The sequence below is a fragment of the Vibrio sp. V38_P2S17PM301 genome, assembly GCF_009904845.1.
GTDB classification, from domain to species: domain Bacteria; phylum Pseudomonadota; class Gammaproteobacteria; order Enterobacterales; family Vibrionaceae; genus Vibrio; species Vibrio proteolyticus.
Genome location: NZ_WXWO01000013.1, coordinates 1 through 21,456, shown reverse-complemented (window position 1 = coordinate 21,456; position 21,456 = coordinate 1). Strand labels below are relative to the sequence as shown.

Annotated in this window: 12 protein-coding genes; 6 read left to right on the top strand and 6 right to left on the bottom strand. The window is 52.8% G+C overall.

What is annotated here, in order from left to right:
- The first annotated feature begins 32 nt into the window (after nt 1-32).
- Nucleotides 33-428: a 30S ribosome-binding factor RbfA gene (gene rbfA / locus CAG64_RS02740; RefSeq protein WP_021705685.1), complete on the top strand. Its 396-nt coding sequence runs from the start codon at nt 33-35 to the stop codon at nt 426-428.
- Nucleotides 428-1,381, top strand: a complete 954-nt coding sequence (gene truB, locus CAG64_RS02735) for a tRNA pseudouridine(55) synthase TruB (protein ID WP_161488618.1) — start codon at nt 428-430, stop codon at nt 1,379-1,381. Before rbfA ends, truB begins: the two co-directional genes overlap by 1 nt.
- A gap of 39 nt (nt 1,382-1,420) precedes the next feature.
- Here the strand turns inward: truB and CAG64_RS02730 are convergent, their stop codons facing one another.
- The 5 genes from CAG64_RS02730 to gltB (CAG64_RS02710) form a co-directional block, all read right to left on the bottom strand.
- On the bottom strand, nt 1,421-1,852 hold the full coding sequence (locus CAG64_RS02730; RefSeq protein ID WP_161488619.1) for a DUF1499 domain-containing protein: 432 nt from the start codon (nt 1,850-1,852) through the stop codon (nt 1,421-1,423).
- 88 nt (nt 1,853-1,940) lie between these two features.
- On the bottom strand, nt 1,941-3,353 hold the full coding sequence (locus CAG64_RS02725; protein WP_161457524.1) for an FAD-dependent oxidoreductase: 1,413 nt from the start codon (nt 3,351-3,353) through the stop codon (nt 1,941-1,943).
- A 21-nt stretch (nt 3,354-3,374) separates the two neighbouring features.
- Nucleotides 3,375-7,838, bottom strand: coding sequence for a glutamate synthase large subunit (gltB, locus tag CAG64_RS02720; RefSeq protein ID WP_161457523.1), 4,464 nt, complete (start codon nt 7,836-7,838; stop codon nt 3,375-3,377).
- Between the two features lie 405 nt (nt 7,839-8,243).
- Nucleotides 8,244-9,713, bottom strand: a complete 1,470-nt coding sequence (locus tag CAG64_RS02715; RefSeq protein WP_161457522.1) for a glutamate synthase subunit beta — start codon at nt 9,711-9,713, stop codon at nt 8,244-8,246.
- Nucleotides 9,713-14,263: a glutamate synthase large subunit gene (gene gltB, locus CAG64_RS02710; protein ID WP_161457521.1), complete on the bottom strand. Its 4,551-nt coding sequence runs from the start codon at nt 14,261-14,263 to the stop codon at nt 9,713-9,715. The genes CAG64_RS02715 and gltB (CAG64_RS02710) overlap by 1 nt, the downstream gene beginning before the upstream one ends.
- A gap of 529 nt (nt 14,264-14,792) precedes the next feature.
- Here gltB (CAG64_RS02710) and CAG64_RS02705 point away from each other — a divergent pair.
- From CAG64_RS02705 to CAG64_RS02690, 4 genes are all read left to right on the top strand, one after another.
- Nucleotides 14,793-15,752, top strand: a complete 960-nt coding sequence (locus CAG64_RS02705) for a TIGR01212 family radical SAM protein (protein WP_161457233.1) — start codon at nt 14,793-14,795, stop codon at nt 15,750-15,752.
- 45 nt (nt 15,753-15,797) lie between these two features.
- The gene (locus tag CAG64_RS02700; protein WP_161457232.1) at nt 15,798-17,546 is read left to right on the top strand and encodes a diguanylate cyclase domain-containing protein; all 1,749 of its coding nucleotides are present in this window, start codon (nt 15,798-15,800) and stop codon (nt 17,544-17,546) included.
- A 130-nt stretch (nt 17,547-17,676) separates the two neighbouring features.
- Nucleotides 17,677-20,028: an aerobic respiration two-component sensor histidine kinase ArcB gene (gene arcB, locus CAG64_RS02695; protein WP_161457231.1), complete on the top strand. Its 2,352-nt coding sequence runs from the start codon at nt 17,677-17,679 to the stop codon at nt 20,026-20,028.
- Nucleotides 20,025-20,471 (top strand): hypothetical protein, encoded by a 447-nt coding sequence (locus tag CAG64_RS02690; RefSeq protein WP_161457230.1) that lies wholly within the window; start codon nt 20,025-20,027, stop codon nt 20,469-20,471. Before arcB ends, CAG64_RS02690 begins: the two co-directional genes overlap by 4 nt.
- Before the next feature lie 61 nt (nt 20,472-20,532).
- On the opposite strand, the gene arcA is transcribed toward CAG64_RS02690, so the two are convergent.
- Complete coding sequence (gene arcA, locus CAG64_RS02685) at nt 20,533-21,249, bottom strand: two-component system response regulator ArcA (protein WP_021705674.1); 717 nt, start codon at nt 21,247-21,249, stop codon at nt 20,533-20,535.
- Nucleotides 21,250-21,456: the final 207 nt, after the last annotated feature.

Below are 21,456 nucleotides of genomic sequence, written 5' to 3'. Positions count from 1 at the left end.
TCCCCCCATTCTTTCTAGATAAGAGAAAAGTTATGTCAAAAGAATTTAGTCGTACGCAGCGTGTTGCACAGCAGCTGCAAAAAGAACTGGCCATGATCCTGCAACGTGAAGTCCGTGACTCTCGTCTGGGGATGGTGACCATCTCTGATGTTGAGGTGTCCCGCGATCTGGCTTACGCCAAAGTGTTCGTGACGTTCCTGTGTGTGGGCGAGCAAACCCCGGAATCGTGTCTGGCCGCTTTGCGTGAGCACGAAGTGCATATCCGCATGATGCTGGGTAAACGCATTCGTCTGCGTCTGACTCCGGAGATCCGTTTCCACTACGACAATACTCTGGTTGAAGGCATGCGCATGTCGAACCTGGTCACGGAAGTGGTCAGTGAAGATAAGCGCAAGCAGAAAGATTCTGGTCGTGAGGACGAAGAATAATGGCTCGTCGTCGCAAAGGCCGTCCGGTCAATGGTGTTGTCCTGTTGGATAAACCGACCGGCATCTCCTCAAATGATGCGTTGCAGAAAGTAAAGCGCATCTATTTTGCTGAGAAAGCAGGGCACACGGGGGCACTGGATCCCTTAGCGACGGGCATGCTGCCTATTTGTCTTGGGGAAGCAACCAAGTTTTCACAATTCCTGCTTGATTCCGATAAACGCTACCGTGTTATCGCCAAACTGGGTGAACGGACCAACACCTCTGATTCGGATGGTGAGGTCGTTGAAACCAGACCGGTCAATGTCGATCTGGATACACTACAAGCTTGTATCGACAAGTTCCGTGGTACCACGGATCAGGTTCCATCCATGTTCTCCGCGCTTAAACATCAGGGCAAACCTCTGCATGAATACGCGCGTCAGGGCATCGACGTACCGCGTGAAGCGCGTAAAATCACCGTTTACGAGATCGTACTGCATCGCTTTGAGGGGGATGAAGTCGAGATGGAAGTGCATTGTTCAAAAGGCACCTACATCCGTACCATCGTTGATGATCTGGGTGAGATGCTTGGTTGTGGGGCACACGTGACGATGCTGCGCCGCACCGGAGTGGCCAAATACCCTTATGAACGCATGGTAACGCTCGAGCAGTTGAATGCGTTGCTTGAGCAAGCCCAGCGTGATGATATTGCACCTCGCGAGTTGCTTGATCCGTTGTTGTTGCCCATGGATACTGCCGTGCAGGATCTGCCCGAAGTGAATTTGGTACCAGAGCTGACCGATATGGTTCAGCATGGTCAGCCAGTACAGGTTTTTGGGGCACCGCTTGAAGGCGTAGTGCGCCTGACCAGCGGGGATGACAAGCTGTTTATCGGTGTCGGTGAGATGAACGATGACGGTAAAATCGCGCCCAAACGCTTAGTGGTGTTTCGCGACGAATCGCTGACAGAGTAATAAAAAAACCGAAGCCCAGGCTTCGGTTTTTTATCGCTGTTACTCGATGATCACACCTTGCTGTAGCAGCAGGCTTCTCAACTGCTCAGCCCGTTTGCGGTTGACACCAAAATCCGAATACCCGAGCCGGGATTCAGAGCGCACCATCAGTTGTTGCTGACGGATCCGCAGTTCGAGATCATCCACAAAACGCATGATGCGAGTAGTGCATTCGATCCGCAGGTAATCGGCTTGACGCTCAGCCGTTTTGGCACCGGGCAGCATCAGAGCAGCACGTTCGACGTCATCCAGTGTTGCATTGTCAGTTAAGGTAAAAGGCGCCAGATGAAAGGCTTCCCGGGTGTCTTCTGTAGACACACAGTTGGGTTTGTTACCACAAGGTTGAGCGGTTCGGTCCTGCATGGGGGCTACTCCGTGCGTGCAAGCGGTTAAGCTCACGAGACTCAGGCTGATAAACGCGATGAGTTTCATGACAACATCCTAAAAATAAATAACTTTTTATTATAGGGGCAGAAATGAAAAAGGATCCACAGAGTGGATCCTTTGTGCGTTTATTTACTCAGATTTCCAGGTAGTCGAGGATGCCATCGGCGGCCTTACGCCCTTCATCAATTGCCGTGACCACCAGATCGGAGCCGCGGACCGCATCCCCACCGGCAAAAATCTTCGGATTGCTGGTCTGATATTGAAACGTCTGTTGCGTGGAGGCTTTGATGCGTCCCCACTGATCCAGCGCGACGTCGAATGGTTCTAACCACGCCATCTGGTGCGGCTGGAAACCAAAAGCCATGATCACTGCGTCTGCTTTGAGCACGTGCTCACTGCCTTCGACCGGTTCAGGACGGCGGCGCCCGGCGGCATCGGGTTCACCCAGCGCGGTTTTGACGACTTTTACACCGCACACCTGGCCGCTGGCATCGACTTCAATGCCGAGTGGTTGCAAGTTGAACATGAACTTGACGCCTTCTTCTTTGGCGTTTTTCACTTCTCGGCGCGAGCCCGGCATATTGGGCTCGTCCCGGCGATACGCACAGACGACTTTGGATGCGCCCTGACGAACCGAGGTGCGCACGCAGTCCATCGCAGTATCACCGCCACCCAAAACCACCACACTTTTGCCGGCCATGTCGATAAACGGCTGATCGTGGGTCAGTTCCATCACTTTATACGTGTTGGAAATCAGAAACGGCAGAGCGTCGTAGACGCCCGGAGCGTTTTCGTTGTCTAAACCGGCACGCATGTATTGATAGGTACCGACGCCAAGGAACACCGCATCGTACTCGTCCAGCAGTTCTTGCATCTGGACATCCTTTCCGACTTCAACGTTGAGGCGGAACTCCACGCCCATTTCACTGAAAACGCGACGGCGATTTTCCATCACCCCTTTTTCCAGTTTGAACGATGGGATACCAAAGGTCAGCAAGCCACCGATTTCCGGATAGCGATCGAACACCACAGGTTTGACACCATTGCGCACCAACACGTCTGCCGCGGCCAGACCGGCAGGGCCGGCGCCAATGATGGCGACTTTCTTGTCGGTCCACTCCACGTTGGACATGTCCGGTTTCCAGCCCATCTCGAACGCTTTGTCGGTGATGTATTTTTCAATATTGCCGATGGTGACCGCGCCGAAATCGTCATTCAGGGTACAGGACCCTTCGCACAAACGATCCTGTGGGCATACACGACCACACACTTCCGGCAGACTGTTTGTCTGGTGAGACAACTCGACTGCCTCGAGGATGCGGCCCTCATTGGCCAGTTTCAGCCATTGAGGAATGTAGTTGTGAACCGGGCATTTCCATTCACAATACGGATTACCGCAATCCAGACAGCGATCCGCCTGAGCGGTGGCCTGCTGTTTGGTAAACGGTTCATAAATTTCAACAAACTCTATCTTGCGTATCTTGATCGGCTTCTTCGCAGGGTCCACGCGTTGAACATCGATAAATTGGTATACGTTCTGGCTCATAAATCTGGCTCCTTCCAATTCTTATTGTGCTTGAACGCGCAGTTCTGCGGCGCTGCGGCTCTGGTGGCCGAGCAGGGTATTGAGATCCGCAGCTTGCGGTTTCACCAGGTAGAACTTCGGAATCCATTCGTCAAAGTCTGCCAGGATACGTTCAGCGTGCACTGAACCGGTCTCTTCCAGATGCTCGGCAATCAGTCCGCGCAGGTGCTCCTGATGGATATACAGATCCGCCAGAGACAGCGCTTCGACCGATTCATTATTGACCCGGCCGGCAAAGTCGTCATTTTCGTCCAGTACGTACGCAAATCCCCCCGTCATACCCGCGCCGAAGTTCACTCCGGTGGCTCCCAGGATAGCGACAATACCGCCAGTCATGTATTCGCAGGCGTTGTCACCGGCTCCTTCAATTACTGCGATAGTGCCTGAGTTGCGAACTCCGAAACGCTCACCGGCCTTACCCGCCGCAAACAATTTACCGCCGGTTGCGCCATACAGACAGGTGTTGCCGATGATGGTCGCTTCGTTGCACTGGAAGGCCGTGCCAAGGTGTGGCTTGATCACTACTTTACCGCCAGCCATGCCTTTACCGACATAGTCATTGGCGTCGCCATTCAGGTACAGTTCCACGCCACCGGCGTTCCATACACCGAACGACTGACCTGCGGTTCCGTTGAGGTGGATCTTGAGCGGGGTGGCCGCCATGCCCTGGTTGCCATAACGTTGAGCGATTTCGCCCGACACGCGCGCTCCGACTGAGCGATCGGTATTGATCACGTCGTAGTAGAAGCTGGCTGAGTGCTGCGCTTCAATCGCCGCCATGGCATCGTCAACAATTCTCTGGTTGAGGATGGCTTTGTCGAATGGTGCGTTCGGCTCGGTCCAGAACAGGGGATGCCCATCGGCGGAGGCCGGCGCTTCCAGAATACCGGACAAATCCAGTTTGCTCTGTTTGGCGGTCATGCCTTCTACCGCTTGCAGTAAGTCGGTGCGGCCAATCAGATCCGTCAGCTTTTCCACCCCCAGTTCCGCGAGCAATCCGCGCACTTCCTCGGCCAGTCCGGTGAAATAGTTGATGACCATTTCCGGCAAGCCTTTGAAGTACTCTTTGCGCAGTGTCTCGTCTTGAGTCGCGACCCCGGTCGCACAGTTGTTCAGGTGACAGATACGCAGGAACTTACAGCCCATCGCTACCATAGGGGCGGTACCAAACCCAAAGCTCTCAGCACCCAGAATGGCGGCTTTGACGACGTCTAATCCGGTTTTCAGGCCACCGTCAACCTGCAAGCGGATTTTGTGGCGCAGACCATTGGCAACCAGCGCTTGTTGGGTTTCAGCCAGGCCCAGTTCCCAAGGGCTACCGGCGTATTTTACTGAGGTTAACGGACTGGCTGCGGTGCCGCCGTCGTAACCCGAGATAGTAATCAAATCGGCGTACGCTTTGGCAACACCGGTTGCTATTGTGCCAACCCCGGGTTCGGAGACCAGTTTCACCGACACCAGCGCCTTCGGGTTCACTTGCTTCAGATCGAAGATCAGCTGAGCTAAATCTTCAATCGAGTAAATATCGTGATGCGGAGGAGGAGAGATTAACGTCACCCCTTGCACCGAGTAACGCAGCTTGGCGATTTCTGCCGTGACTTTATGCCCGGGCAACTGACCACCTTCGCCGGGTTTGGCTCCTTGCGCCACTTTGATTTGCAGTACGTCCGCATTGGTCAGATAGTGAGGCGTCACACCAAATCGGCCAGAGGCGACCTGCTTGATGCGCGAGTTGCGTTCGGTGCCGAAACGGCGAGGATCTTCGCCGCCTTCGCCTGAGTTTGAATAACCGCCGAGGCGGTTCATCGCGGTCGCCAGCGCTTCATGCGCTTCCGGGCTGAGTGCGCCGATCGACATCGCTGCTGAATCAAAGCGTTTGCATAGATCTGTCGCAGGTTCAATTTGCGTCAGCGGCAGTGGCTGCGCTGCTTTTTTCAATTGCATCAGGTCACGCAGCATCGCGACCGGACGCTGGTTCACCTGCTTAGCAAAACTCTGGTAATCCGTTGCTTGACCGGTTTTAACCGCCGTTTGCAGTGTACCGACCACGTCCGGGTTGTAGGCGTGATATTCGCCGCCATGGACGTACTTCAACAGTCCGCCGTGATCAATCGATTTGCGCTTCGCCCAGGCTTTCCGTGACAGGTTGAACAGGTCCTGCTGAAAATCTTCGAAGTTTGCCCCCTGGATACGAGTGGTGACGCCGCGGAAACAGAGGTCGACCACATCCCGATGCAGGCCGACGGCTTCGAACAGCTGCGAGCAGCGATAGGAAGCAATGGTCGAAATGCCCATCTTAGACATGATCTTATACAGGCCTTTATTGATGCCGTACTGATAATTTTGCATCACGTCGCGATAGCTTTTGTCGATCGCGCCGTCATCGATCACTTTGCCCAGCGCTTCATAAGCCAGGTACGGATAGACTGCGGTAGCGCCGAAACCGAGCAGAACGGCAAATTGATGAGGGTCGCGCGCGGAAGCGGTTTCGATGATGATGTTGGCATCACAGCGCAGGTTGGCTTCAACCAGACGTGTCTGAACAGCGCCAACCGCCATCGCCGCCGGGATTGGCAATTTACCTTTAACCAGTGCACGGTCCGACAGTACCACCAGTACCGTGCCGTCACGAACCACCTGCTCGGCTTCATCACACACATCCAGCAGCGCCTGCTTCAGGTCTTTTTGCTGCGGATCGTAATTGATGTCGAGGATGGTATTGCGGTAATGCTTGTCACTCAGTTCCAGCAGTTGTTGCATGTCTGAGTACAGCAGCACTGGGGAGTCGAAGGTCACCCGATAGGCGTGGCCATCCGTCTCGCAAAATACATTCATCTCCTGACCGATACTGGTTGCCAGTGACATGACGTGTTTTTCCCGCAGCGGGTCGATCGGCGGGTTCGTCACCTGAGCGAACTTCTGACGAAAATAGTCCGTTACCAGCCGCTCTTTGGACGACAGCACGGCCATGGGCGTATCGTCGCCCATAGAGCCGACCGCCTCCTGGCCCATGTCTCCCAACACGCGCAACACTTGATCCACTTCCTCATTGGTCATGGCAAACTGCTTCTGATAGGTTTTGAGCCGATTTTCGTCAAAGCTGCGTTCGCCGACCTGATCGTCCGGGAGAGCGGCAAACGGAGTCAGTTTGTGAACGTTGTTTTCCATCCACTCGCGGTAGGGGTGGCGACCTTTGAGGTCGTTATCGATTTCACTGGATTGCCACAGTTTGCCTTTACGGGTATCCACAACCAGCAGTTCGCCCGGACCGACGCGGCCTTTTTCCGCTACTTCGTCTGGCGCGTAATCCCAGATGCCCACTTCAGAGGCGAGGGTGATCAGTTTGTCTTTGGTGATCACGTAGCGCGCCGGGCGCAGGCCGTTGCGGTCGAGATTACAGGCGGCATAGCGGCCATCAGACAGTACGATGCCCGCCGGGCCATCCCAGGGTTCCATGTGTTTGGAGTTAAAATCGTAGAAGGCGCGCAGATCGGCATCCATATCCGGGTGGTTTTGCCACGCGGGCGGCACGAGCATGCGCATTGCGCGGAAGATGTCCATCCCGCCAGCGAGGAACAGATCAAGCATGTTGTCGAGGCTGGATGAATCTGAGCCCGTTTCATTGACAAACGGGGCCGCGGTCTGCAAGTCCGGCAGCAGCGGGGAAGCAAACTTGTACGCCCGGGCACGAGCCCACTGGCGGTTGCCTTCAATGGTGTTGATTTCCCCGTTGTGCGCTAGATAGCGGAACGGCTGAGCCAGCGGCCAACGAGGCTGCGTATTGGTTGAAAAGCGCTGGTGGAACAAACAGATGGCCGACTCCATACGCAGATCCGCCAGATCCAGATAGAAACGGGGCAGGTCAGCTGGCATGCACAGGCCTTTGTAGACCATCACTTGTGTTGACAGGCTACAGATATAGAAATCACGGTCATCGGTCAGCTGTTTTTCAATCCGGCGACGGGCAATGTACAAGCGACGTTCAATGTCGCGTTCACGCCAACCGGCCGGCGCGGAGATAAATACCTGTTGGATATCGGGCAGTGAGTTGACGGCGATAGGACCGAGTACGTCGGGATTGGTCGGCACTTCGCGCCAGCCTGACACGGTCAGGGTTTCCTGAGCCAGTTCTTTATTGATGATGTCTTTGGCAGACTGGGCTTTCACCGGATCCTGACTGAAGAAAATCATACCAATCGCGTACTGCTTACCCAGTTTAAACTGGTGCTCTTCGGCGATAAGGCGTAAGTAGGAGTCGGGTTTTTGTAACAGAAGGCCACAACCATCACCGGTCTTTCCGTCAGCGGCGATACCGCCCCGGTGGGTCATGCGATCAAGTGCTGAGATTGCGGTACGAACCAGCTTATGGCTTGTTTCACCTTCCATGTGTGCGATCAAGCCAAATCCACAGTTGTCTTTTTCAAGACTTGGATCATATAGAGCCATTGCAATTCTCCCTTTGCTTCCTGCCATCCTGGCAGAGAAATGACTAACTATGCATCTAAATTGTTGTATTTGTTTTTTTATGCAATAAAAGCGTCGTTAAAACTTAACAAGATTGGGTGTTTTTCTTTTCACCGAATTCACAACCTATAGCTTGTTGTGAAAAAGGTCAAGTTTTTAGTGAAAAATCGCGCTGACGACGCTTTTACCACGTAAATCACCATATAACCCCTTTTATATCAATAGGATAGATTTTTGATTGTTACATTTTTGCAACATATTTGAGTGGTCGGAATAAAAAAGACCAGCATGTGATGCTGGTCAAATAAAAATGTTTGGAAGGAATCGTTGTAACGCCGGGGTTTCATGGATAAGCATGCTGTTTATCCAATCACCCGGCGATGGTGGTTAGGCGGACAGCATCAGGGAATCGGCTCTTGCCTCCAGGTTGCTGGTGCCCATCAGGTAAGTGTCAATGGCGCGCGCGCATTCACGACCTTCATTAATACAGCGTACGACCAGAGACTGACCTGTGCGCATATCACCTGCGGCGAAGACGCCTTCTTGGTTGGTGGCAAAATCTAGCGTGGCCACATTACCGCGATCATCGAGCTCGATATCCAGTTGAGCCAGCACACCGGTAGGTTCCGGATGCAAAAAGCCCATGGCCAGGAAAGCCATGTCACAAGGGATCACGCGTTCGCTGCCTTCCACTTCTTTAAAGCTGGGGCGCTCACCGGGTTTTGCCTCTTCCCAGACGATGTCGGCCAGGCGCAGACCTGTGACTTCACCTTTGTCGTTACCGATGAAGGCTTTGGTCAGGATATTCCAGTGACGATCGACGCCTTCTTCATGAGAGGTCGAGGTGCGCAGGATCATCGGGTATTGTGGCCAGGGCATATTGGTTGGACGTTTCTCCGGTGGAATCGGCATGATTTCAACCTGAGTAACGCTAGCGGCACCGTGACGATTTGACGTACCCACACAGTCAGATCCCGTATCACCACCACCGATGACAACAACGTGTTTCCCTGCGGCGTGAATCTCTTCCCCTTTGAGAGCCATGTTGTTCGCGCGGCGATTATTTTGTCCGAGGAACTGCATCGCAAAGTACACGCCTTTTAGCTCGCGTCCCGGCACAGGAAGATCACGAGGAACGGTTGACCCGCCGGTCAGTAGCACCACATCGTATTCCTGACGCAGTTGCTGGGCGTTGATATCGACACCCACGTGTTGATTGACTTTAAACTCAACGCCAGCTTCTGCCATTAAGTTGATCTTACGATCAATCACGTCCATACCCAGTTTGAAATCAGGGATCCCAAAACGCAGTAAGCCGCCCACTTTTTCATCACGTTCAAATACCGTCACCGTATGGCCTGCGCTGTTTAGCTGCTCAGCGGCGGCCAGGCCCGCCGGGCCAGAGCCGATGATTGCTACGGTTTTACCTGTGCGAGAACGTGGCGTTTTCGGTTTGGCGTACCCTTCACGATACGCCGTTTCAACGATGGTTTTCTCGATGTTACAGATGGTGATGGGATCCTGGTTGATCCCGAGGACACACGCACTTTCACACGGCGCCGGACACACTCGACCGGTAAACTCCGGGAAGTTGTTGGTGGAGCTGAGAATGTTCCAGGCTTCTTCCCAGCTATCACGATACACCGCATCGTTAAATTCCGGAATGATGTTGCCAATCGGGCAGCCGTTATGACAAAACGGCACACCACAATCCATACAGCGAGAAGCCTGAGTGTTGATTTTGCTACCAAACTCCTCGTTGAGAACAAACTCTTTGTTATTCTTGATGCGTTCTTGCGGGTCGATCTTCTGTGGCAGTTCACGACCATGCTCTAAAAATCCAGTAGGCTTACCCATTACACGGCCTCCGCTTGAGTTGCATTTCCTTGAGACTGCGCTTCAGCTTTCCGCTTTTGCAGTACCGCTTTATAGTCGCGCGGCATCACTTTTACTAACGAAGCCAGGCTGGCTTCAAAGTTGTCCAGGAAAGACTGAGCGACTTCACTTCCTGTGAATTCAACATGCTTGGTGAGCATGTTGAGTAAGAGTTCGCGATCTTCTTGCTCAATAGGATCCAGGTCCACCAGTTCTGGGTTCAGTTTCGACTCAAAGTCGCCGGACTTATCCCATACGTAAGCGACACCGCCACTCATACCGGCAGCGAAGTTACGACCCGTTGAGCCCAGAATGATCGCTGCGCCGCCCGTCATGTATTCACAGCCGTGATCTCCGACCCCTTCAACCACGACTTTGGCACCCGAGTTACGCACACAGAAACGCTCTCCCGCCATGCCGCGAATAAACGATTCACCTGAGGTCGCGCCGTAGAAACAGACGTTACCCACTACGATGTTGTCTTCGGCCACAATGCTAGAGTTCGCATCTGGGTAGAGTACTAAGGTACCGCCAGACAACCCTTTACCCCAGTAGTCGTTCGCATCGCCTTCGACGTCGAACTGAACACCTTTCGCCAGGAAGGCACCGAAGGACTGACCGGCTGAGCCTTTGAACTTCACCGTCATCGGTTGAGGCAGCCCTTGGTCTTTGTATACTTTCGAAATTTCGTTCGACAGCATGGTACCGACAGAACGGTCAGTGTTAACGATAGGGAACTCTGCATCCACTGCCTGGCCTTTTTCTAGCGCTGGAATTGCGGACTGAATCAACTTACGGTCTAGCACAGCTTCAAGGTTGTGGTTCTGCTGCGTTTGGTTGTGGATACCGTCTGATTCACGTGGCTGCTCAATGTGAAGAACAGGAGACAGATCGAGGTTTTGGTATTTCCAGTGCGAAACGTCTTGGCGAACTTTCAGTTTCTGGCCCTGGCCGACCATTTCGTCGATAGTGCGGAAACCCAGCTCCGCCATGATTTCACGCAGACCTTGCGCCATATACTGGAAGAAAGTCACCACATCTTCGACTCGGCCATCAAAGCGCTCGCGCAGCGTTTTGTTCTGTGTGGCGATACCAACCGGGCAGGTGTTTTTATGACACTTACGCATCATGATACAACCTTCAACCACCAATGCGGCGGTGGCGACCCCCCATTCCTCTGCACCGAGCAGGGTAGCGACTGCCAGGTCGCGCGGGGTTTTCATCTGACCATCCGCCTGAACGACGATACGGTTACGCAGGCCGTTTTTCAGCAGCGTCTGGTGGGTTTCTGCCAAGCCGAGTTCCCAAGGAAGGCCGGTATGGCGAATGGAAGACATGGGTGACGCGCCGGTACCGCCGTCGAAACCTGCGATCAGCACGACGTCGGCTTTGGCTTTGGCGACACCGGAAGCGATAGTACCAACACCGGCTTCCGACACCAGTTTCACGTTAACGCGACCGGCACGGTTAGCGTTTTTCAAGTCGTAGATCAACTGAGCCAAATCTTCGATGGAATAGATATCGTGGTGCGGCGGAGGTGAGATGAGACCGACTCCCGGCGTTGAGTGACGCGTCGCGCCGATCCAATCATCGACTTTATCGCCAGGCAGCTGACCACCTTCACCAGGTTTCGCGCCTTGCGCCATTTTTATTTGCAGCTCATCGGCATTGGTGAGGTAGTAAGAGGTTACACCGAAACGGCCTGACGCCACCTGTTTAATGGCTGAGCGTTCCCAGTCACCATTGTCTTTGCGCTCAAAGCGCATCGGATCTTCACCACCTTCACCTGAGTTCGACTTCGCGCCGAGGCGGTTCATCGCAACCGCTAGTGTGGAGTGCGCTTCATAAGAGATCGAACCGAATGACATCGCACCGGTGGCAAAGCGTTTGACGATGCTCTCGATAGGCTCTACTTCGTCGATAGAGACAGCGCCGGCTGGGTTTTTGATGAACTCGAGTTGGCTACGGAGCGTTACTGCGTTGTCGCCTTGTTTATCGACGGCGCTCGCGTACTGTTTGAACTGAGCGTAATCTTTGTTACGTGTTGATTGTTGCAACAGAGAAATCGTTTCTGGATTGAACAGGTGCTTTTCACCACGTTGTTTCCATTGGTAAACCCCACCCACGTCGAGCATTTGAACTGGGATTTCGCGTTGAGGGTAGCCGATGCGGTGACGGATCAGCACTTCTTTGGCGATGTTGTCCAGAGTGAGCCCCTGGATACGAGAAACGGTGCCCGTGAAGTATTTGTCGACCACCGATTTGTGGATGCCCAAGGCTTCGAAGATTTGCGCGCCGTGGTACGACTGCAGGGTAGAGATGCCCATCTTCGAGAAGATCTTCAACAGGCCGCCATTGATCGCTTTGCGATAGTTATTGAACAGATCGCGTGGGTTCGCGTCTGGATCTAACTTTTTCGTGCGTTGCAGATCTATGATGGTTTCAATCACCAAGTAAGGGTTCACGGCATTGGCGCCGTAACCAATCAGAGTAGCAAAGTGGTGCGTTTCACGGGCGTCACCGGTTTCGACCACAATGTCACACTTCGCGCGCAGGCCTTTGCGGATCAGGTGGTGATGCACCGCACCGACCGCCAGCATGGCTGGGATTGCGGCGTGGTTTGAGTTCACGGCACGGTCGGTCAGTAAGATGATGGAGTAACCATCAATTACCGCGTCTTCTGCGTATTGGCAGATGCGTTTGAGCGCCCGCTCAAGTTTGCCTTGATCTTCGCTGGCCTGAAAGACGATATCCAGTGTTTTGGCTTGCAGATGCTCGTTGTCGATTGCACGCAGTTTCTCCAGCTCAGAGTTTGCCAGCACCGGCGATTCCAGCTCAACTTTCTGACAGTGAAGCGGTGTTTCCGTCAGCAGGTTTTGGTCTTTCCCTAAGTAAGTGTTGAGCGACATCACCATGCGCTCGCGGATTGGATCGATCGGCGGGTTGGTGACCTGAGCAAACAGCTGCTTAAAGTAGTTAGACAGATGCTGAGACTGATGCGACAGCACCGCCAGCGGCCAGTCCGCGCCCATGGCAGAGAGCGGCTCTTTGCCGTCTTGAGCCATCGGCACAATCAGTTCGTTGACTTCTTCGCTGCTGACCCCAAACGCTTGTTGGCGGTGAAGCAGCCGCTCCGGAGACGGTTGGCTGAACTGGTTGCTTGCATCGGGGAGCTTGTGCAGGTTCAGCAGGTTCTCAGCTACCCACTGCTCGTATGGCTGAGCGGTGGCGATGGTGTCTTTCACTTCTTCGTCAGAAATGATGCGACCTTGCTCTAAATCGGCAACGAAGATACGTCCGGGCTGCAGGCGACCACGAAATTCCACGTTCTCAGGAGCAATGTCCACCACGCCAGACTCCGACGCCATCACCAGGAAGTTATCTTTGGTCACGGTGTAGCGAGACGGGCGCAGACCGTTACGGTCGAGGGTGGCCCCCACTTGAACGCCGTCGGTGAAACAGACGGAAGCTGGGCCATCCCACGGCTCCATAATATTGGCGTGGTACTGGTAGAACGCACGACGCTTAGGATCCATGGTTTTGTTTTCTTGCCAGGCTTCTGGGATCAACATCATCAGAGCGTGTGGCAGGCTACGACCAGACAGTACCAGGAGCTCCAGTGCCATATCGAAGTTGGATGAATCTGAGCTGCCTTCCTGACAGATCGGCAGCAACATGTCGATCTCGGCCTGGCTGAACAGCTCCGATTCGAGGATCGCCTCGCGCGCTTTCATCCAGTTGAGATTACCGCGCACAGTGTTGATTTCACCGTTGTGGGCAATGTAACGGAAAGGCTGTGCCAGGCGCCATTTTGGGAAAGTATTGGTAGAGAAGCGAGAGTGAACCAATGCCAGCGCTGTCACCATGGTCGGGTTTTGCAGATCGAGGAAATACTGTGGGACCTGCTCTGTGGTCAACTGACCTTTGTAGACCAGAGTCTTGTACGACATCGAATTGATGTAGAATCCGTCGCCAATGTTCGACACGCTTTCCAGACAGACTCGTACGGTGTAGTTACGCAGGACGTATAATTTGCGTTCCAGCTCTTGTGGCGAAGTGCCCGGTCCGCCGGTGACAAACACATGCTCGAACTGAGGTTCGGTACTGAGCGGATCCGCGCCGATCATAGTGTTGTCGGTCGGCAGAACCCGGTAACCGATGATCTCCAAATCCAGTCGTTTGGCATTGCGTTCCAAAATGTCGCGACATTGTTCGCGTTGGTATTCGTCTTTCGGGAACAGCACGACGCCCACGCCATACTGCTCGAAAGAAGGCAGTTTGATGCCCAGCTTGACGGCTTCTTCTAATAGGAATTCATGGGGTTTCTGCAATAAAATGCCCGCACCGTCGCCGCTGCAAGGGTCACAGCCCTGACCACCGCGGTGCTCCATCCGTGCCAGCATATCCAGTGCCTGAGTGACGACTTCGTGCGATTTGCGGTTTTTCAGATGAGCGACAAAACCGATACCACACGCGTCATGCTCCAGTTCTGGAGTGTAGAGGCCTTGTGATTTCTGCTCTCTATCTACCATAGATACATCCTTCCAGTTTAGTGGAGACGCGACAATACTGAGCCGTTCACTCAGTCTGTACGTCTGTTCCTTTATTTTTTGATTCTGAGTCCGCCAAGGTGGCAACTCCGAGTCCATTCCGTCTCTCGCTGAAGATATGTTGCGAGAAAAACATTCCTTGGTGATATCCGTATTTTGAGTGTCACTTTTTCAGTGATTTATATCGGAGGGGGACGAATAACACCGATTTTCTGCGTTTGATTGTGTAATTAAAAATACAAAAAAAAGCACAAAACGTAATTATCCTACAATTTTGTGACGGGCCTTGGCAATCAAAACTGAAGCCTGTTTGATGGTTTTTTATACGCTATAATGAATTTTTAAATTAACAAATGCGCAACAATAATCAAATTTGGCTTTGAAAAGTGCATGTTTATTGATTTCTACCAGGGTGTGCTTGTTTTAAACACTCTAAGATGAGTGGTTTTCTTTTGCATTTGTGTAATTAAATTACGTAATCGCGTGAGCGCAGTTTTCTTTGAGGTAATCGATGCAGCTACATGAACTGGTCAATACGATTGGCCAGGATTTGACCCGACGCTATGGCGAGAAAGTACACAAATTGACGTTGCACGGCGGGTTTAACTGTCCAAATCGGGATGGCACGATTGGACGAGGCGGGTGTACGTTTTGCAATGTGGCCTCATTCGCTGATGAACAGGCACAGCAAAAAAGCATCGCTGAGCAGTTAACCGATCGGGCGGGTGAAGTCAATCGAGCTAAAAAGTACCTGGCGTATTTTCAGGCTTACACCAGCACCTATGCGGAAGTGCAGACACTGCGCCAGATGTATGAACAGGCGTTACAGGCAGCGGATATTGTGGGCTTGTGCGTCGGGACCCGGCCGGACTGCGTACCGGAGGCGGTACTGACGTTGTTGTCGGAATATGTTTCTCAGGGGCGGGAAGTCTGGCTGGAGTTGGGGCTGCAGACCGCCAACGACGCCACGCTCAAACGCATCAATCGTGGGCATGATTTTGCCTGCTACGCAGATATTGCCCAGCGTGCGCGTGCATTGGGGATCAAAGTCTGTACTCATTTGATCGTTGGGCTGCCAAAAGAGAACAAAACGGACAATCTGGCCACGCTGCGTCAGGTGTTGGCCGTTGGTACGGATGGGATTAAGTTGCACGGGTTACATATTGTTGAGGGCAGCACCATGGCGAAAGCCTGGCGAGCGGGGCGGTTACCTGTTCTGAGCCTGGAAACGTATGTTGATATTGCTTGTGACATGATACGCATGACACCACCTCAAGTGGTGTTCCACCGGGTTAGCTCGGCGGCGCGGCGGCCGACATTACTGGCGCCGTTGTGGTGTGAGAATCGCTGGCTGGCGATGACGGAAATTGGCCGTCGGCTGGATCGTGACGGCGCACAAGGATCATTGCTTGGTCAGCCGTTTATATACACAAAACCATCAATTGGTGCAGATCCACAGACAAGAACCTGATATCTTTCTAATCTTTAGTAAACCAAAGGATTAATTCGAGGGTAGATGGAACAGCTCTTTAGCGGGTTTTGGAATCTCATCTCACAGCATGGCGCATGGTTGGCCGTGCTGCTGGCGAGTGTTTTGATCCTGACATACATCTACACTCGGGCGCAAAAGCATCTTGAGTCTTTACTGCAGGATTCTCCCGCAGCATTGTTGCTGATCGACGCCAGTAGCGGGCGGTTATTGTTGTCCAACCGACCAGCCATGCAACTGTTGGGGATCCGCTTGGTCGGCAACCATTATTTCCTGCCTGCGGATGTCTCACAACACTATCTGCTGTCGATGCTCAATCAATTCAGCTCTCGGCGTTTCAGCGACCATAGCGAGCTCTGGCCGACATCATCCCATTCTAAAGTGAAAGTGTCTTTGTGTGGCAGCAAAACGCTCTACCGTGGCAAATTCGTGTGGTTGATCTACGCGACGCCTCATTGTCAAACCGACGAGGATCGCCAGCAGGAAATGCAATCCCTGTCGATCGCCAACAGCGCGATGAATTCTCTGTCGGAACTGATTTTCGTCAAAGACAATCAGGGCAAGCTGATTTCGGCCAACCGGGCATTTGAGCGTTTCTGGAAAGGTCGTGAAAGCGAGGGGTGCATTGCCTCTGACGGAACGATCAAAGGTCGTTCCAGTGTTCGTCGCTGGACCGTAACTCCCGATGGGCGCAGTTGTCTGCTTGAAACCCACCTCAGCTTGCTGTTGTCGCCGCGTGGCGAACGGATTGGCGTATTGGGCATCAGTCATGATGTGACCGACTGGCACAACATGCAAAAGAACCTGCGTGATGAGATGGAGAAGCGCCGGGACACCGAAGTGGCGCTGGCTCAGCGTGACACCATTTTGCAGAACATTCTCGAATCGAGCCCGGACGCCATCGGTATCTTCAATGAAAATATGGTCTATCAGGCCTGCAACCAGCCGTTTGTTCAGGCACTCGGATTGTCGTCGGTGGATGAACTGCTAGGGAAAAGGTTGGATGAAGTAGTCCCGGAGGGCATTCATGGCCGATTTAAAGAATCGGATCGTCAGGTCATGGAAGAGGGTAAATCCTTGCGGATGCTGGACCGGGTCGCGCGTACCGATGGTGGTTACACGTGGTACGACGTGGTGAAGTCACCGTACAAGGATCCAATGTCGGGCACTAATGGCGTGCTGATCATGGCGCGTGATGTCTCAGAGCGCTATCTGGCTGAGCAGAAACTGGCGGAGGCCAATCAGGAGCTGGCACGACTAAGCTTTGTCGACAGCCTGACCCAAATCGCCAACCGGCGCAAATTCGATGAACAGCTCAACACTTTATGGCACCTGCACGTGCGTGAAAAGCAGCCTCTGACCGTGATGCTGTGCGACATTGATGACTTTAAAGGCTACAACGATCATTATGGACATCAGCAAGGAGACGATGCCTTGGTGGAAGTGGCTGGCGCCTTTGCCCGGGTGTTGTCACGCAGCAGTGACTGCGTTGCGCGATACGGCGGGGAAGAGTTTGGATTCTTACTGCCCAATACCACCCAAGAGGGCGCGCTGAAAGTGGCCCAGAAGATCCATGCGGAAATTGCCGCGTTGGCGATTGAGCACAGTGATTCCCCCACCTCCGGAAAGGTCACCGTCAGTATCGGGCTGGTATCGTACCTGCCGACGCCGCAGGATCGCCCGGAGGATCTGATCGCCATGGCTGACAGTGCGCTCTATCAGGCCAAAGCGCAGGGACGCAATCAAACCTGCGTTTATCACACATCTCAACATTGAAGCGCTGAGCCTTCAGGTTTCCCTTACCTGAGGTCAGCAAAATCAGTAGACTAACTCTATCCGGAACGCGCTGACAAATTCGCCTTTTCTCTGAGTGGCGCCCCGGCGGTCAAGTGGCATGGAGCATTGCATGAAACCCATCAAGAATCTGGCTCAGTATTATGTTGATCTTTTGGTCAAGCTGGGCATTCTCCGATTTTCTATATTACTCGCACTGGCGCTGGTGGCACTGGCGGTGGTGGTGCAGGTTGGGATCACCTTGGTCCTTAATGGCCGGGTGGACGACATTGATATTGTTCGCTCGGTGTTTTTCGGCCTGTTGATCACGCCCTGGGCGGTGTACTTTCTTTCTGTGGTGGTGGATCAACTGGAAGAATCCCGTCAGCGCCTGTCTAAACTGGTCTCTAAGTTAAAAGACATGCGCTCACGTGACCAGGAGTTGAACCACAAGCTGCAGCAGAACATTGCGAAGTTGAACCTGGAGATCGAAGAGCGTATTAAAGCCGAAGAAGCGCGTGAAGAAGCGATGAAAGATCTGGAAAATGAGGTCTATCAGCGGGAGCGCACTCAGTTAGAGCTGGCAGAACGTACCGCGTTACTGCGTTCCTTCATCGATGCTTCCCCCGATTTGATTTACTACCGTAATGCTGAAGGCATTTTCTCAGGTTGCAACCGTGCGATGGAAGAGCTGACCGGCAAGCGGGAAAGTGAGCTGGTTGGTTTGACGCCCTGGGATGTCTACCGCAAAGAGGTGGCACAGCCGATAGTGGATACCGACCAGCAGGTGTTCGCCAACAACCGTGCGATTACTTACGAGCAGTGGCTCGAGTATCCGGATGGCCGGCGTAACTACTTTGAAATCCGAAAAGTGCCGTTTTACAGCAAAGATGGCCGCCATCTTGGCCTGGTGGGTTTTGGACGTGATATCACCGAGCGCAAGCGTCATGAAGAGTCACTCGAAAAAGCCAGCCGGGATAAAACCACTTTTATCTCCACCATCAGTCATGAGTTGCGCACGCCGCTCAACGGAATTGTCGGCTTGAGCCGGATGCTGCTCGATACGCCACTTACGCCGGAGCAGCGCAACCACATGCAGACGATCAACGTCAGTGCGATCACCTTGGGTAATATTTTCAACGATATCATTGATATGGATAAGTTCGATCGGCGTAAATTGGAGCTCTACCCGGCGCCGCTGAACTTTGAAGAGTTTGTTGTGGAAATGGAGAGTATTTCGGCGTTGATGGCTGAGCAAAAAGGGCTGAGGTTTGATCTCGAACGCCTCAGCGAACTGCCGGCGGCGATCGAAGTGGACGCCACCCGTCTGCGTCAGGTGTTGTGGAATTTGATCAGCAACGCGATGAAGTTCACCAAAGAAGGCGGGGTGGTGATGACGGTCAGTGCTGACGTAGACAATGGGCACGCCAACATCACCATGGAAGTCGAAGACAGCGGGATTGGCATTCCGGAAGCTGAGCTGGATAAGATTTTTGCCATGTATTATCAGGTGAAATCTGGCAAGGACAATCTGCACGCAGTCGGGACGGGGATTGGCCTGGCGGTGTCTAAACAGCTGATTAACATGATGGATGGCGACATCACCGTCAGCAGTGAAGAAGGCTTTGGTAGCACATTTACGGTGACGATCCGTGTACCGTTGGCGGACATTTCGCTGCCGGAGCAAAGCGCGCAGAGCGAACGCAAAGAGCTGAACATCTTCATGGTGGAAGACATTGAACTGAACATTACTGTGGCGCGCTCGTTACTGGAGAGTATGGGGCACGAAGTATCGGTGGCGATGACCGGGGAAGAAGCGATCGAGATGTTTGATCCTGAACTCTATGATCTGGTGTTCCTCGATATTCAGTTACCAGATATGACCGGATTCGATGTAGCAGCGTTTTTCCGTAACACTTACAAAGATCTGCCGCCGCTGGTGGCCTTGACGGCGAATGTACTCAAAAACAAAGCCGAGTACCTGCAAAAAGGCATGGACGATGCCATCAGTAAACCGTTGTCGGTAACCGCTGTTCAGGAAGTGATCGCGAAATTCACTTCAGACGAGCCAGCATTGGTGGTATCGGCGCCTGAAGTTACAGTGGAGACGACTGAGAGCAGTGATTTGTGCTGCCGGGTACTCGATCTGGATATGTTGGAGTCGTATGTTGATATTGTTGGGCCGCAACCGGTACTCGACAGCATCGATATGTTTGAAAACATGATGCCGGAGTATATTGAAGTACTCGACTCCAATATGACGGCCAAGCATCAAGACGGAATCGTGTCGGAAGCGCATAAAATTAAAGGTGCAGCGGGTTCTATCGGTTTGAAACACATTCAGAGTATCGCGCAGAAAGCGCAGTCGCCAGACATGCCTGCGTGGTGGGAAAACATCGATGACTGGGTTGAAGAGATAAAAAATGAGTATCTGAACGATATCCAGATACTAAGAAGTTGGTTAGAGCAGAGGGGAAAAAAATGAAAAAGTTAGCCGTGGCTTGTCTGACGAGCGTGTTGTTGTGGGGATGCAGCGTTCATCCAGTAGCGTGGGAGCAATCGAATGTGGCGACCATTGCCAATATTGCAGTGTCACTCAAAAGCACATTGTGGCTGAACAAAATGCCGACAGTGGAAGAAGAAACTGACCAGGTGCTGCACGGGGCGTTGTACCTCAGCTCAGATCAGTCTATGCCGGCGGATCTGGATGCCGAAGCTCTGATCATCAAGCAAGGAGACAACACCTGGCAGATCGATGCCAAGCAACTGGAAGTCCGGACTCAAAGTGAAAACCGTTGGGAAGTGGTGTTTGCTGAGCCTGTCGGCGTCAATGACCGTGCGCGCGTCGATGTGGCATTGCGTTTATCGGAAGGAGCAAAGACGCAGTGGCTGATCGAGAAAAACGTGAAAATTGATGTGGTGTATTGATGCGCCAAGAAGCAAAAAGGCTTGCCATTTGGCAAGCCTCTGTCGTTGTTAGGGAAGGGAATTACTCTTCCAGGTCGCCGCAGAAGCGGTAGCCTTCACCGTGAATGGTGGCAATAATTTCTGGTGTACCAGAGACCGACTCAAAGTGTTTACGGATACGACGGATGGTCACATCGACGGTCCGGTCGTGCGGCTTAAGTTCACGTCCGGTCATTTTCTTCAGCAGGTCCGCACGGGTTTGAATTTTGCCCGGGTTTTCGCAGAAGTGCAGCAGTGCACGGAACTCAGAACGTGGCAGCTTGTAGCCATCGCCATCTGGGCTAACCAGTGAGCGGCTGTTGATATCCAGTACCCAACCGTTGAACTTGTATTTGTCGACACTGCGCTTTTCTTCGTGCGTGGCATTGGCGCTCATCGAGCGGCTCAACAGGTTGCGTGCACGAATGGTCAGCTCGCGTGGATTGAACGGTTTGGTAATGTAATCGTCGGCACCAATTTCAAGGCCCAGGATTTTATCCACTTCGTTATCACGGCCAGTCAGGAACATCAGGGCGATGTTCGCTTGTTCACGCAGTTCGCGTGCCAACAACAGGCCATTTTTACCAGGCAGGTTGATGTCCATGATCACCAGGTTCACCTGATTATCAGACAGCACCTGGTGCATCTCTTCACCGTCACTGGCCTCAAAAACAGCGTATCCCTCTGCTTCAAAAATACTCTTAAGAGTGTTACGAGTTACTTGCTCATCTTCTACGATAAGAATTTGCGGGGTTTGCATTGGCGGTACCTAAATTTGTGAAAAAATTGTACTAATAGAATAAATTCTAGGCAAAAAGTGACATACAGGTAAATTGCTTTCGATAATAAACCAAAGTCTTCTAAAAAAATACAGCCTTCAGTTGCCCGCCATCCGTGGTGTCACGTCCTGAAAAAAGGTCTCCAACCTTGTTGTAATCCTACTGTTCTGAGGCGGATTCTATAATGT